Annotated in this window: 4 protein-coding genes and 1 pseudogene; 1 reads left to right on the top strand and 4 read right to left on the bottom strand. The window is 56.8% G+C overall.

The genetic code is table 11. From position 1 onward, the window contains the following. Positions 1 to 34 precede the first annotated feature (34 nt). Positions 35 to 1501: an IMP dehydrogenase gene (gene guaB / locus ABVM99_RS13225; protein WP_000944174.1), complete on the bottom strand. Its 1467-nt coding sequence runs from the start codon at positions 1499 to 1501 to the stop codon at positions 35 to 37. A 160-nt stretch (positions 1502 to 1661) separates the two neighbouring features. On the opposite strand from guaB, the gene xseA reads away from it, so the two are divergent. Next, the gene (gene xseA / locus ABVM99_RS13220; RefSeq protein ID WP_020899077.1) at positions 1662 to 3011 is read left to right on the top strand and encodes an exodeoxyribonuclease VII large subunit; all 1350 of its coding nucleotides are present in this window, start codon (positions 1662 to 1664) and stop codon (positions 3009 to 3011) included. Positions 3012 to 3172: 161 nt separating this feature from the next. On the opposite strand, the gene shdA is transcribed toward xseA, so the two are convergent. From shdA to ratA, 3 genes and pseudogenes are all read right to left on the bottom strand, one after another. Next, the gene (gene shdA, locus ABVM99_RS13215) at positions 3173 to 9298 is read right to left on the bottom strand and encodes a fibronectin-binding autotransporter adhesin ShdA (RefSeq protein WP_052938552.1); all 6126 of its coding nucleotides are present in this window, start codon (positions 9296 to 9298) and stop codon (positions 3173 to 3175) included. A gap of 658 nt (positions 9299 to 9956) precedes the next feature. Beyond that, positions 9957 to 10175: pseudogene (locus ABVM99_RS13210) on the bottom strand (hypothetical protein); the annotation flags it as partial. A 158-nt stretch (positions 10176 to 10333) separates the two neighbouring features. After that, positions 10334 to 15937 (bottom strand): DUF823/DUF824 repeat adhesin RatA, encoded by a 5604-nt coding sequence (gene ratA / locus ABVM99_RS13205; RefSeq protein WP_072210509.1) that lies wholly within the window; start codon positions 15935 to 15937, stop codon positions 10334 to 10336. Positions 15938 to 15992 lie beyond the last annotated feature (55 nt).

The raw sequence follows: 15992 nt of genomic DNA, 5'->3' as shown, positions 1-15992 counted from the left end.
TAAATCGCCCGACGCGAAGGTCGGGCGAAGAAAATCAGGAGCCCAGACGGTAGTTCGGGGACTCTTTGGTGATGGTCACGTCGTGAACGTGGCTTTCCTGGATACCCGCACCGCTGATACGCACAAACTCCGCTTTAGTACGCAGTTCGTCGATGGTAGCACAACCGGTCAGGCCCATACAGGAGCGCAGGCCGCCCATCTGCTGGTGAATGATCTCTTTCAGGCGACCTTTGTAGGCTACGCGGCCTTCAATACCTTCCGGCACCAGTTTGTCGGCGGCGTTGTCGCTCTGGAAGTAACGGTCGGAGGAACCTTTGGACATCGCGCCCAGAGAACCCATACCGCGGTAGGATTTGTACGAACGGCCCTGGTAGAGTTCGATTTCGCCCGGCGATTCTTCGGTACCGGCCAGCATAGAGCCCACCATGACAGCGCTCGCGCCTGCGGCGATGGCTTTGGCGATATCGCCGGAGAAACGGATACCGCCGTCAGCGATAACCGGAATCCCGGTGCCTTCCAGCGCTTCAACTGCGTCAGAAACAGCGGTGATCTGCGGAACGCCCACACCAGTCACGATACGAGTGGTACAGATGGAACCCGGGCCGATACCCACTTTCACCGCGCTGCAACCGGCTTCCGCCAGTGCGCGAGCGCCTGCGCCAGTGGCGACGTTGCCGCCGATGATTTGCAGGTCAGGATATTTAGCACGGGTTTCACGGATACGTTGCAGAACACCTTCCGAATGACCGTGAGAAGAGTCGATCAGCAGGACGTCAACGCCTGCCGCCACCAGCGCGTCAACGCGCTCTTCGTTGCCCGCGCCTGCGCCGACCGCCGCGCCGACACGTAAACGGCCCTGCTCATCTTTACAGGAGTTTGGTTTACGTTCCGCTTTCTGGAAATCTTTTACGGTAATCATGCCAAGCAGATGGAAGTTATCATCAACGACCAGCGCTTTTTCTACGCGTTTTTCGTGCATTTTTGCCAGCACGACTTCACGGGCTTCGCCTTCACGAACGGTCACCAGACGCTCTTTCGGCGTCATGTAAACGCTAACCGGCTGGTTCAGGTCAGTCACAAAACGCACGTCACGACCGGTGATGATCCCCACCAGCTCGTTATCTTCAGTCACCACCGGATAGCCCGCAAAACCGTTACGCTCGGTCAGGGCTTTCACTTCATGCAACGTGGTGGTTGGCAGGACGGTCTGCGGGTCGGTCACTACGCCGGACTCGTGTTTCTTCACGCGGCGAACTTCTTCCGCCTGGCGCTCAATAGACATGTTTTTGTGGATAAAACCAATGCCGCCTTCCTGGGCCAGGGCAATTGCCAGGCGCGCTTCCGTCACGGTGTCCATCGCCGCAGAAAGCATAGGAATATTCAGACGAATGGTTTTCGTCAACTGCGTGCTGAGATCGGCAGTATTCGGCAAAACGGTGGAGTGAGCGGGAACAAGGAGGACGTCGTCAAACGTCAGGGCTTCTTTAGCGATACGTAGCATGGGCAATATCTCACCTGGGAGGTTAATAAATATTGCCGCGGCATTATACAGAACGTAATCGGTTGCATCTACATTTTTTTGCAAATAGTGCTTGCGATCCCCCGTGAGCAGGTTACTATCGATTGAATAACCTGCTGATTTAGAATTTGATCCCGCTCACATGTTATCCTCTCAAACTTCCTCAATTTTTACCGTAAGCCGCCTTAACCAGACGGTTCGTCTGCTGTTGGAACAGGAGATGGGACAGGTATGGATCAGCGGCGAGATTTCTAATTTCACGCAGCCTGCGTCGGGCCACTGGTACTTTACGCTCAAAGACGATACCGCTCAGGTGCGCTGTGCGATGTTCCGTAACAGCAACCGCCGGGTGACGTTCCGTCCGCAGCACGGGCAGCAGGTGCTGGTACGCGCCAACATTACGCTGTACGAGCCGCGCGGCGATTATCAAATCATCGCCGAAAGTATGCAGCCCGCGGGCGAAGGCTTGTTGCAGCAGAAATATGAGCAGCTAAAAGCCAAACTGCAGGCCGAAGGCTTGTTCGATCAGCAGCATAAACAGCCGTTGCCCTCCCCGGCCCACTGCGTGGGGGTGATCACCTCGAAAACCGGCGCGGCGCTGCACGATATTCTCCACGTGCTAAAGCGTCGTGACCCATCCCTGCCCGTAATTATCTACCCGACGGCGGTCCAGGGCGACGACGCGCCGGGGCAGATCGTTCGTGCTATCGAACTGGCGAACGCGCGGGGCGAGTGTGATGTACTGATCGTCGGACGCGGCGGCGGTTCGCTGGAAGATTTGTGGAGTTTTAACGACGAACGCGTGGCGCGGGCGATTTTTGCCAGCCGCATTCCGGTAGTCAGCGCCGTCGGCCACGAAACCGACGTCACGATAGCTGATTTTGTCGCCGACCTGCGCGCGCCGACGCCATCAGCAGCGGCAGAAATTGTCAGCCGTAACCAGCAGGAGTTGTTGCGTCAGATCCAGTCCGCCCAGCAGCGTCTGGGCATGGCGATGGACTACTACCTCGCCAACCGCAGCCGTCGTTTCACGCAGATTTTTCACCGTCTGCAACAGCAACATCCGCAACTGCGTCTGGCCCGTCAGCAAACCGCGCTGGAACGTCTACGCCAACGGATGGGATTTGCGCTTGAGGCCAGGATTAAGCAGGCCACTCAGCGTCAGCAACGCGTAAGTCAACGCCTGAGCCAGCAAAATCCGCAGCCGCGCATTCACCGCGCGCAGTCGCGCATCCAACAGCTGGAATATCGTCTGACGGAGAATATCCGCTCACGGTTAAGCGAACAGCGCGAGCGTTTCGGCAACGCGGTCACGCATCTGGAGGCGGTCAGCCCGTTAGCCACGCTGGCGCGCGGCTATACGGTTTCGACGACAACGAACGGCAAGGTGCTGAAAAAGATCAAACAGGTCAAAGCAGGCGATATTATGACTACGCGGCTGGAGGACGGCTGGCTTGAAAGTGAAGTCAAATCCGTCACGCCGGGAACGTAATCCAACACCCCCCCACCCTTTGTAGCTCGATGTTGGGTTTCGACTTCGCCTCAGCCAACCTACGCGCCACGTCGGATAAGGTGTAGCCATAATCTGACGATCAACCGGTTTGTCATTCGCCTCAAAACCGGGCAGGGAACGCCCGCCCGGTTTTGTCTAACTTACCAGTTATAGCGCAGATTCAGGCTACCGTTCAGATCGCCAAAATCATTGCTACCAGTCTGCCCGGCAACCTGAGCGCGAACGCTCCACTGCTTATCGATATCTGCCTGCAGACCCACTTTCAGCTCCGCACGGTTAGCCGGAAGATCCTGTTTTACCGTGGCATCATCAAACGATACCGACACATCATCGCTGGTGTGCAGCCAGTTAGCTTCAGCAAACGGCTGGATAACCGTACGGCTGCCTTTGTACAGCTTGCCGTCAACACGCAGACCCAGACGCGTTGTCCAACTGTCGCCATCCTGACCATCGATCCGGGTGCCGTAGTTATCCTTCACGCTATCCGCTGAGTAATTCTGCCAGACAACCTGCGCCTGCGGCGTCAGACTGACAGTATTGCCGTTGCTAAGCGCAATATCGTAGCGATAACCGGTTTCCAGCGAGACGGCGTTAGCGGTTGAATCGTAAGATTCAGAACCCGCATCACCGCTCTCTACGCTGTTGTTGTAGAAACCATATTGGTACCAGCTGTCGACATACGCGCCGCTATGCGTTTGGGCATCGGCAAACCAGGTGGCATAGACGCCAAGGTTATAGCCGTCTACGTTGCCGCTACTGGTGAACTGGCTACCGTCTGCGCCACGGTTACCGGTGCTGTCGGTATCGGCGTTGATGTAGCTCGCCATGACGCCAACGGTAACGCTCTGCTGGCCGTTACCCCAGGCCAGAATGTCGCCGCCTAGCTGGAACTGGGAGTAGTTGCTGTCCATATCGATATTGCCGCTGACAGCCTCGGATTCCGCTTTACCCGCTTTGAAGCGCGCCCATACGCTGCCATCGGCATTACGATACTGGCTGCCCTCGCGGTCATAGAGGGTCTGCATTTGCAGGTTGCGCGCCATCCACTGGTTGCCCATGTACGCGCCGATATCCGCACGGTACTGCGGTGCGACATCGCCGCCATCGTCCGGAGGCGTGACATCGCCGCCGTCGTCCGGAGGCGTGACATTACCGCCATCGTCACCGCCATCCGAAGGCGTGTCATCACCGCCGCTGTCGTCATCATCAGACTGTGCTTTTGATGCCAGATACCAGTCGTTGTCACTTTCATTCCAGTACAGACGGTAGGTATACAGACTAGCGTTAACTTCATTTTTTAACACAAACGCATCGCTGGTCGATACGCCGCCAACATCCACCACTTCGATACCGTTAGTGGTCTGTGCTCCATCGCCGATGCCGTTGATGTACAGATCGGTGGTGCCGGAGGCATCGCCGGTAATGACTAACTTATCGGTCGCCGAATCATCGTCGCCCAGGACGGTATTCAGGTAAAGCGAGCCGCCGTTGCCGGTGTAATTGCCATCAACATAAAGCGTATTGCCAGGCGTGCTGGAGCTGCTACCGCTGGTCATTGTCCCCATGTTGATCAGATCGCCATTGAGGGTGAAGATAGCGCCTGTCTCCTCGCTGTCGCCAAAGACCAGCGTCCCTTCATTGGTCACCTTACCGTTAACGGTCGTACCGTTGCTGCCGCCGAAGGTCGCCCCGGAGGCAACGTTTACTGCCTGCTGGCTGCCCATTTCGCCAATCGTACCGTCCCCGGACAGCCACAGCGTGCCTTCCTGTACGTTGGTATCGCCGCTATAGGTGTTCGCGCCGCTCAGCGTCAGTTTACCCGCGCCCAGTTTGGTCAACGTTTTACCATCCCAGTCGCCGTTGCCGGTTTTATCGCCCAGTACGCTGGTGACTTCAAAACTGTCGCCTGCGCCCAGGGTAAACGAGCCGTGTGCTGGCGTCGCTGACGTGGCGGTCGCATTCCAGCTCAGCCCTTCGGTAAGCAAATATTCTGACGCATCTGCAGGATTGATTGTCCCGGTTACGGTCAGATAGTCCGGCTGGTCAGTGAGGTTCATCGTCAGGCTGGTAAAGTCGCCGCTGATATCGCTGTCCATATCCATCAGTTTAAAGGACTGGAACTCCGCATCGGAGGCGCGCGCTTGCAGGCTGGCGTCGCTGACGACCAAATCGCCGCCAAGCGTGGCGCTGCCGCCGGTAATCAGCGGTTGCACTGAGTCACTATTCAGCTCAACGTTCAGCGTACTGCCATCTTGCTGAATTAACGCGCTGTCGCCGAGATCCAACGAGGTGCCGAGCGCCAGTTGGGTCGTCGCGCCGCTATGAGTGGTGATGCCGCCCACCGCGCTGACTTCACCGTCTGCGTCCAGCACCAGCGTGGCGTTATTGTCTACCAGACCGGTGCCCAGCGCCGTCGTACTGGCGGCGACCAGCGTACCTTCATTGATGGTGGTGCCGCCGCTGTAGTCGTTGTCGCCGGAGAGGATCAGCGTGCCTGCGCCTTCTTTGGTCAGCGATTTACCGTCCCATCTGCTACCCGGATCCAGCGTGTCATCAACGTCTGTCAGTGTAGCCGCGACGTTAAAGCTGCCGTCAGGGTCGCTCAGGGTAAAGGTGCCGTGGGCGTCGGTAGTGGCGTTGTCTCTGTCCGCATACCAGGAGAGGGAGGCCGTCAGGTCATAGTTGGTGTTGTCCGTTTCATCGACTTTTCCGTCGATAGTCAGGAAGTCAACATCTTCTCTATTCATTCCCGCGACGGTCAGATCGTCGAAATCGGTCGTAATGGCGCTGTCGCTGCCAATCAGCGTGTAGGTGTATGCCTCAGGCGTCCAGCTGTCTGTAACGCTGCCAATGCCGGTAACATTCAGAGTGCCGCCCAGCGCGACGCTGTCGGCGGTAATCACGGCGTCGTCGGTGGCCGCGCCGAGGTCAATACTTAGCGTACTGCCGTCTTCCTGGGTGAACTGGCCCGCGTCAAGGGTGCTGCCCGCTGCCAGCGCGGTAGTGGCACCGCTATGGGTGGTGACGTTCGCAAGCTTAAATGCGCCGTTGGCATCCAGCATCAGCGTACCGCTGTTGTCGATATTGCCGCTGCCCAGCGCGTTGACGTTGGCGGCAATCAGCGTACCACCAGCGATGGTGGTATCGCCGAAGTAAGTGTTGTTGTCCCCGCTTAACGTCAGCTCGCCGGTACCGGTTTTGACCAGCGAACCGCTGCCGGAAAGCGTATTTTTCAGCTCGCCCTCGCCGACCTGAAGCACGCCGCTGTTGGCGATATCGCCGCTGCCCAACGAATCCGCATGGTCAGCCGTCAGCGTACCGCCGGTAATGGTGGTGCCGCCGGAGTAACTGTTGTCGCCGCTTAGCGTCAGCTCGCCGGTACCGGTTTTCACCAGCGAACCGGTGCCGGAAAGGGTGTTTTCCAGCTCGCCTTCGCCCACCTTAAGCACGCCGCTGTTGGCAATAGTCCCGGTCCCCAGCGAATCCGCATGGTCAGCAATCAGCGTGCCGTCGGAAATAGTGGTGCCGCCGGAGTAACTGTTGTCACCGCTTAGCGTCAGTTCGCCCGTACCGGTTTTGACCAGCGAACCGGCGCCGGAAAGGGTGTTTTCCAGCTCGCCTTCGCCCACCTGAAGCACGCCGCTGTTGTCGATATCGCCGCTGCCCAGCGAATCCGCATGGTCAGCCGTCAGCGTGCCGCCGGTAATGGTGGTGCCGCCGGAGTAAGTGTTATCGCCGCCTAACGTCAGCTCGCCGGTACCGGTTTTCACCAGCGAACCGCTGCCGGAAAGCGTATTTTTCAGCTCGCCCTCGCCCACCTTAAGCACGCCGCTGTTGTCGATATCGCCGCTGCCCAGCGAATCCGCATGGTCAGCCGTCAGCGTACCGCCGGAAATAGTGGTGCCGCCGGAGTAAGTGTTATCGCCGCTTAACGTCAGCTCGCCTGTGCCGGTTTTCACCAGCGAGCCGCTGCCGGAGAGCGTATTTTCCAGTTCGCCCTCGCCGACCTGAAGCACACCGCTGTTGGCAATAGTCCCGGTCCCCAGCGAATCCGCATGGTCAGCCGTCAGCGTACCGCCGGAAATAGTGGTGCCGCCGGAGTAACTGTTGTCGCCGGTCACGATCAGCTCATCGCTACCGCTTTTGACAATTTGGCCCTCGCCGGTCACGTTGTTATCCAGCGTGCCCTGGCTCAGCGCAAGCGTTGCGCTTTCTGCAATCGTCACATCGCCAGTGCCGATCGAGGCGGCGTCTTTGGCGGCCAGAATGCCGCCGACAATTTCAGTGTCGCCGTAGTCGTTGCCGGTGTTGCTGAGGATCAGCGTGCCGTCGCCTTGTTTGGTTAGCTTACTGCCATCCCAGTCGGAGGTAGCCGTGGTTTCGTCCAGTTCGCTGGTGACGGTAAAGGTACTGTCTGCATCAACGGTAAAAGTGCCATGCGCAGCGCGCGCAGAATTTGCGCCCGCGTACCAACTCAAGCCCGTAGACAACACGTAGTTGGTATTATCATTCGCATCAACGCCCGCGTTGATCGTAAGGTAATCCGGCATAGCGGAAATGTCGGCATCCAGCGTTACGCTGTCAAAATCGGTAGTGATCGCAGTTTGCGAATCAATCAGCGTGACCGATCCAAAGTGTTCGTCGGTTTCGGGCGCGACAAAGGTGGCCGTTGAGCTAAGGTTCAGCGTCCCGTCCAGCGTGACGTTGGCGGCTTTGATAATTGGCGAGCTGTTGGCGGTATCCAGCGTCGCGTTTATCTGGCTGCCGTCCTGCAAGGTCAGGGTATTATCCACCGTCAGCAGCGTACCTGTCGAACCGCTCGCGTTGCCCAGCGTAATGCCGCCGTCGTTGGTCAGGTTGCCGACGGTTGACGGGTCGGTCATGTTCCACAGGCTGGTGTCGTCGAGCGACAATGAACTGTTCAGGCCGTTGACGCTCCCTTGCAGTGAGGATTTTTCGGCCAGCGACAAGGCCGATACTGTGCTCCCCGCTTCAATGTTGCCATTCAGCGTTGTGTTTTTGGCCTCTACGGTTGCCGCATTATCCAGTTTAATAGCCGTTGGGCCGGTCAATGTGCTGTCGGTTAGTGTAATGGGCGTTTCTATCACCGTGTTTTTATCAACGTGCAGCGCGGCGGCGTCTGATGAAGTCACGTCCGCATTTTCGACCGTCAGTCCGGAGATATTGCTGTAAAAGGTGCTACCTCCCGTGGTCATCAAAATGCCATCGCCTTTGGCTTCGACGGTGGCACCGTCAATGTTGACGGAAGATCTCGCGCTTTTAATGCCTATGCCTTCGGATTTAATGAACATTGAGCTTTTATTGTCGCCGGAAATATTCACCGTTGAGGCGTTAGCGGCCTCAATGGCGGCGCCTTTGGCATTATCGTGCGTGACGGTAGAGTTCGTAATATCAAGAACGCCCTTGTTGGACGCAATAACAGTACTGTCTGTACCCGTGGAACTAACTGCACTACCGTCCACCTCCAGCCAGGAGTTGTATGTCGTATCGCCAACCACACGCACCTGGCCGTTTGTCAGCGTGATTGTGCTGCCGCCCTCAATTCTCAGCGTACTTCCTTCTTGCGATGTTAAGTCACTGGTATTTTCCGTTGTCGCCTTAACCTCAGTCCCTATCAAGGTTGCTTTTGACTCGCCATTGAGCGTCAGGACACCATAGTTCCCCCCGATCTGGATGATTCCCCCCGTTAGTGTCATGCTACTTTGTTCTTTGAGATCGATGCCGGCAGTGTAGATTCCTGTCGTAGTGATTTGTGCGTCGGTAAGGTTAAGCGTCGCCCCTTTGTTAAGCGAAACCGCCGTGCCGATCGCACGAATACTACCTGAGAGGATGTCTCCACCGCCGTCTGTTTCAATCACAACATCCGTGCCTGTACCCGACGTTGCCTGCCAGCCCCCCTTATCCGTTGGCAGACCTTCCAGAGACAGTGCTGTACCCTGGCCGGTACCTGAATAAGAGATTGGAGACGTTTCTGTGCTCAAGTCGTGAGATTTTCCATCGATATACGACACTTGATTATCGGCCATGGCCAGCGGGCTGAAAAATCCGAGCGCCGCAGCCACGGCGCAAGCCAGCGCCGCGCGCGTTGCTTTTATTATTTGTCCATATTCGGACTTTTTATTTGGGGAATGGGTTTCACTCGCGCATACTTGCGCTTTAACTTTGCTGTGGCCTCGCGCCAGTTCTGAAGCCACAACATACATATTTCGCACGGCGCTCCAGACAATACTGTAGGTCCTGTTCAATTTTTAAATTTCCTTTTAATAACGTTCACGAAGCAAACTGGATTTTGATTGGCTGTAAATAGCTTTTAAATGGTGTATATAAATGAGATAAATAATAAATGATAAAAATATGGTTTTATGAATGATTGCAATCACCTGTAACAATATATTATCAAAGCCAAATTATTAACCAATTTCAAGGCCTATTTCAATATCAGGTCAACTTTTGATTAATTTATAATTGATATAAATATATCCATCTCTTTTATATATATTTATATTGTGAATATCATTTAATGATTTCATATATTGAGATAAATAGATGCGCGAGGCAAAAAGGGGGAATTATCATGCGACACCTGGCGTTATTTTAAATATACTCGTCATATTTCAAGTTGCATGTGCTGCGGCTGCGTTCCCTCACCCCAGTCACTTACTTTAGTAAGCTCCCGGGGATTCGCTCGCTTGCCGCCTTCCTGCAACTCGAATTATTTAGAGTATATAGGTAGCGCCAGACGCGTAATACGTTAATACACACACGTCGCATAACCTGCTGTGCTTGCCGGCTTAATGGCGCAGTTTTGTTGCCTGGTATTCTCATCCACGCCGCAATACATGCCGCCGCTCGAGGTTGATTTAGATAAACAGGGATAGCCCTGCGTCGGCCAGCCTAACGAGCTACAGGATTCGCCGCATCAGAGCGCAACTGAACGCTGCCCTGATATACCGGGATCGTTACACTATCGGCCTGCGGCGGAGTGCCGTTAATAGCCGCAGTTTGCTCAGTGAGTTCCTGCCATGCGCCGCTGCTTCGCACGGCCTGCGCGAAGAAAGGCGTTAAACTGAGGGCGCATAGCAGCAGCCAGGATAAAAAACCGACATACTTTTTCGATTTCACTGACGTACCTGAGAAAGGTCCATTTCGTTGCAGTTCATTCCATGAATACAAAAACGTAAAAATGCATCGCTACCGGAACAACGCCAGCCGCAAGGGATACCCAGGTTGGGCGACGCGAAGCGTCACCCAACATTCAAAGGCGCTCCCGGCCCCATTCACTACGGCACCCGGCACGAGCCTAAGCCCGAGGTCGTCGATTTTTCACGAGTACAGGTTGTCTGGCCGGTCGTTTCGTTAAATGAACAGTAGTACTTATTGCTTTGACCTTCATCTTGCGACACATAATCCCAGGACGATGTCGTCGGCCATTGCAACGTGCCGATAACGCTCTGCAACGCTTTCAGATCGTCCAGCGAGGCCATATTTTCCTGCGATCCGCAAAGATGTGTCAGCGATGTTTCAACGTGCTCGGACTGATAATAATAGTTCGACGCCCAGTATTCGTTAGTCATCAGCCAGGTATACTGGGGCATGGCAGAGAGCTCGGCTTTCAGATACGGGCGGCGCAGCGTAACGCCGTTCACCTGCACGGTATCCGGCATATGACCCCAGTATGACGCATACGGCGTATCCGGGCTGGTTTGTACCGTAAAGATTGCATCCACGCTCGCCGCCTCATCAAATTGATTCGCAAGCGCCGCCGTGACAGACGTTTTTAACCCCGACGATTTATCCTGAGTTAACGTAAACCGCAACTTACCGTCATCGCCAGTGAAGCCAGACCATTTTGTGCTGAGGCCATTCTGGTTATTAAACACCACTGCCGTACCCGCAGGTGCAACCGGCGTCAGCATCATATTCGCTGGCGAAGTTGTAAACGGAACCGGCTCGCCAATCACGCCGGGATCAATGTATTGCTTATCCACCGCACCGCGCGAATAAGCGTATCCACGCGTCAACAGTACGGCCACCCCGGCCTGCGGCTGCCCGTCGTCGTTAGTCACCGTTACCGTCATCGGTATCGTTTCGCCTTTTTTCGCCACGGCCGCTGATTTATCGGCGTTCCATGCGTCGGAAGAGAGCGCGATATTCAGCCCGCTGCGCGATGTTGTCAGGCAGAGTTGTAAGTAGTAGTTACCCGGGTTTTCCGACATGCTGTAGTTTTTCCCCGTCTTGAGATCTTTATACTGCCAGTAAAGGGTTGAGCCTTTCAGCAGGCTATCGCCAGCCCACCACCGCTTCCCGACGGGCAATCCAATATCGGTCGCCACCTTGCCGCCTGGGTGATCGTTGTACAGCGCCGTGAAATCATCCATCGCAGCCATCTGGTTCATCGGGCACCCACCGTAATTACCGGTATTAAAATTATTCACCATGACCCAGTATTCATTGGTTTCGAAATAGGTATCCGTGTGCGCCGTTGATGAGGGCTCGCCTACCACCAGCGGGCGCTTAAACTCCGCACCGTTGCTGGCGGTGAAGGTCTCCGGCATATGGCCGTACATGTTGGCCTTGTCGCTGTCCGGGCTGGTGAGGACGGTGAACACCACCGGCAGCGATGAGGTCGCCGTCGGCGTATCGTACAGACTCGCGGTCAGCAGGTTTTTCAACCCTATGCCGCCGGGTTCGGCAAGTGTCAGAGTCAGCGTACCGTCCGCGCCGGTGGCGCCGGTCAGAGCCGATGTGGCATAGTAAAACTGTTGCTGCGCACCGGCTAGCGGCGTCACCGTCATGTTGGTGCCGTTAGTGGCTACAAATTTATTATAGTCAGTGTTGCGCGGCGTCCCGGCGTCGCGTTTAAGCGAAAAAGTCGTATAAGGCATCGGGTTGCCCATCGCATCGGTAGTGGTGATGAGCAGCGGGATCGACTCGCTGTTTTTCGCCTTCACCGCCTGAATAGCGTCATCCATCGCCTGCGGGGAGGTGAGGGTGATCTGCGTGGCCTGCGGTATCGGCGTCCTGGCGCAAATTTGGTACTGCCAGACAGAGTTGGGCGAGCTGTTTTCTGACCGACGCGAACCATCAGCCAGATCGACTACGTAATAGAAGTCAACTTTTGCCCCGCTGGAGAGTGACGTCGAGTTCGATCCGCTCCAGTAAGAATAGTAGACCGGCCAGCCCTGGGCAGTATTTATCGTTCGGTTCGGGTATTTGCTGTAGAGCGAATCCAGCGCCTCAACGGCAGGGTAATAGCCCGCCGCGCAGCGGGCCGAATTTGCCCCTGTATTGGCTGGCCCATGAAAAATCGCCCAGGTTTCGTTGGTTTCTTGCTTAGACGTAGTATTGTCCGTACTGGCCAGCTCAGCGTACAACAGCGGACGCTGGTACACCGCGCCATCTGCCGCCGTCAGCGACGGCGCCATATGCCCCCACATGCGGGCGACGCTGGCATCCGGGCTGGTGACGACGGTAAAGATGGTGTCAATGCTGGCGCTCACGGCGGCATTTTCATACAGCGTCGCGTTAATCGCGGTGCGGGTGCCGTGGGTGTCCGGGCGGGTAACACTAATAATGCGGGTGCCGTCAGGGCCGGTCTGTGCCCCCATTTTAGTGGTGGTCCAGGCCAGCGATTCGCCGTCGATCACCACGGGCGTCACGATGCCTTGCAGATCGTCGCCTTCCTGAGCGGTATACTTTTCGCCCCGGCGATCGTAACCGTCGCCGCGGGTGAGCACAAATGGCGCTTCCGGGATCGGGTTGCCGCTGGCGTCCTTCACCGTCACCTTGAGCTGTAGGGTATCGCCCTTTTTCACTTTGACTGCATGCACGTCGCTGCCGTCGTACCACAGCGATGGATCGACCGGTTCAATGGTGATGGCGGCTGGTACCGGGTTGTCGCTGGCCAGGCAGCTGGTGTAAATCGAGACGTTGCTGTTGGCAAATTCACTGCCGTTCGCCAGCGCGATCAGTTTCCACGTGTTGGCGCTCTGGTAGGTGGACGACCAGTAGTTAAGATAGATTGGCCAGCCCTGAATGCTGTGAATCTTGCCGCCGCTGTTGGCGTTGTACAGCGCCTCAAGCTGGTCGATGCGCGGCAGGCGGTTCGCCGCGCAGCCGCCCGCATCCGGGTTGCTCGCCGCGTCGGTGTGGGCCACACGCGTCCAGGTCTCATTGCTCTCGTCCTGGGTACGCAGCGGGTTGCTCACTTCACCCGCCAGTTTGGGCCGCTCAAAGGTCCAGTCACCCACGGTAATTGTGTCGGCCATATGGCCCCACATTTTGGCTTTTGCCGTATCCGGGCTGGTGGCGACGGTAAACTTCACACTGCGGGAAACCGGCGTATTGATGTATGAATCGACGGGCACGATGCCTAACTGCGTCAGCAGCCCCACGCCCTTATCCTGGGTGAGGATAATGGTCGCATCGCCGTTGGCGTCGGTGATCCCCTGATAAACCTGTCCGGCAATGTAGCCGACGCCGTCAAACTGCATCTCGCCGTTGCTGGTATCGGTAAAACCGGTCGTCAGCCCGTCGCGCCGCCTGCCGTTCGCCATGGTGACGGTGAAGTCGGTATTGGCGATCGCCATGCCGTTAAGAGCGTTGCGCGAATGGATGTTGAGCTTAATCTGTTCACCCACTTTGGCGCTCATATCGGCGTTTTTGGTCGCCGGGTCGTCGTTGAAATAGACGTCCAGCACCGCCACCATTTCATTGGCCGAGCAGGTCAGGTAGTTAGGCGTATCGGTAAATTTGCCGCTATCGCCGTTTTCGAGGTTGACGTGTACCGTCCCGGAGGCGTCGCTGTCGGCGGCGATGAAATAATCTTCAGTCGGCCAGCCGTGCTCGCTTTCCATCTGCCCGCCCGCATGTTCGCTGTACAAATGCGCCAGCGACGACTGATCCGGCACCTGGCCGGTACCGCACTGCGCGGTGGCCGACGCCACGGAGTTAAATGTCGCCCACTGTTCGTTGTTTTCGTCGAACTGGCCGTCTTTATGGCTGGCCTCCACCGCCAGCAGCGGGCGTTTGTACAGGTTGCCCGCGTCCACCACGCCGCGCATATGGCCCCACATGTTGGCGCCGTCCACGTCCGGGCTGGTGATTACGGTGAAAATCACGCTAAAGGGCAGCTCGACGTTGCCGCCTTCGTCGTCCGGCATCACGATGCGGATAGGCGTTTCGACCCCCATACCGCTGTCGTGTTTTAACGTCAGATGCGCCTGGCCGTTAACGTCAGTCACGCCGGTATAGTGCTCCGGCGACGAGGCTCTCATGCCTTCGGAATCGACGGTGACCCGCTGGTTATCCCACGCGTCCTGATGCTCCCCTTTGCGGTTTGTCGCCGGGTCGATAAACAGCTCCATATAACGGTAAGGCAGCGGTTTTTGCGTGTCCCGGTCGACTACGGTCATCGTCAGATCGATCTCGTCCCCCACCTGCGCTTTATACGGCCCTTGTGGGGAGAGAGTAATCTGCGGGTGCGCCGCAGGCTGGGCTTTATCCACACAGCTGACCAGCAGCGTGTCGCTGTCGGCGGCCCTGGCAACCGACGCGCTGTTCATATGTACGGCAGCGTGGTAGCCGCTCATCTGATCTCTGGTCGACGACCAGTATTCGGCATCGTCCGTCGCCGGCCAGCCGGTGTACGTTGCCAGCGTGCTGTGCTCATGTCGCATCTGCACCAGTTGTTCGGCGTCCGGCAGAATATTGCAATGGTTATCGGCGCCGTTCCAGTCGAACAGCGTCCAGGTTTCGTTGGTATCGACGACGCTTTTGTCAGCGCCGCTCGCTTCCGCCGCCAGCTTCGGGCGGGTGAAGGTGTAGGTTATACCGTTCAGCGTCGCGGTGGTGCTCTCCACCATATGGCCGTACATACTGGCCTTATCGCTGTCCGGACTGGTGATAGTGGTGAAAATGACGGCGGTTTCAGCCGTAAGCGCCGGGAAGTTGACCGAGCTGACAACCAGCGGCGTTTTGACGCCGGGGCCTTCCTTCTGGGTGACCACCACCGTGGCGTTGCCGTTGGCGTCAGTGACGCCGCGATATTCCGTTTGGGTGGTCGTAAGTTCGGTATCGCCAACGCGAACCGGGTTGGCATTGTTGACCACACCCTGGCGGTTTTCCGCATCTTTACGGCGGATGACAAACGGCGCGTTGCCTTCGGGCGTGCCGTCGCACGCTTTGGTGGTGATGGTGAGGGTGATGCTCTCCCCTACCTTCACTTTTGATGCCTCAAAAGCCGAATCAACGTGATCGCCGCTGACCGTAACCGGCGTGTCAGTGGCCGGTTTAATGTTGAGCGTCACTTTCGGGCTTAACAGCGGAATGGTCGCATAATTCGGCACCCCGGTATTCGTAAAGAGCCACAGCGCGGGAACGTTGGTTTCATCTTCCACCTGCGCCCAGGCCACCAGCTGTCGCCCGGCGAGGTTTTGGGCGCAAAAGGTCAGGTTCGGAACCGGCTGCGGCGAGAGCGGCGTATCGGGCGTGGCGGCATCGGCCCATACCAGACCCATGGCGGGCGGCTGGCGGTTTTCCCAGGCGATGGTGGGCGGATCGCTAAAGAGATCGCCTTCGGTATCGGTGGAATTGACCGCCTGCATCGAAGTTGAGGCAGCATCCGCGCTAAAATCGCGCGGCATGGCGCTGAATTCAATATCGTGGGTTTTGGTAGGGTCAAGCAGCGTACTGCCCTGATACAGGGGAATAATCGCGCCGTCGGCCAGCGGCGCGGTGCCGTTAACCGCGCCGGTCGTCGAGTTCAGCTCTTGCCAGGTTCCGCCCTTCAATAGCGCCTGCGCAGGCGCGATCGACGCTGCAAACATGACCAGTAATGTCAGTAAGAAATGTACAACTTTATTCACTTGCCGATTCCTGTCCATGAGCGATAGCCACCCGTTTTCATTCTCTGTCGTAATTCAACCCACTTTGCTTAGC

The organism is Salmonella sp. SJTUF15591 (genome assembly GCF_043356435.1).
GTDB lineage: Bacteria > Pseudomonadota > Gammaproteobacteria > Enterobacterales > Enterobacteriaceae > Salmonella > Salmonella enterica.
Note: the sequence above shows the minus strand (reverse complement) of the source record. Positions and strands in the feature narration are given on the sequence as shown.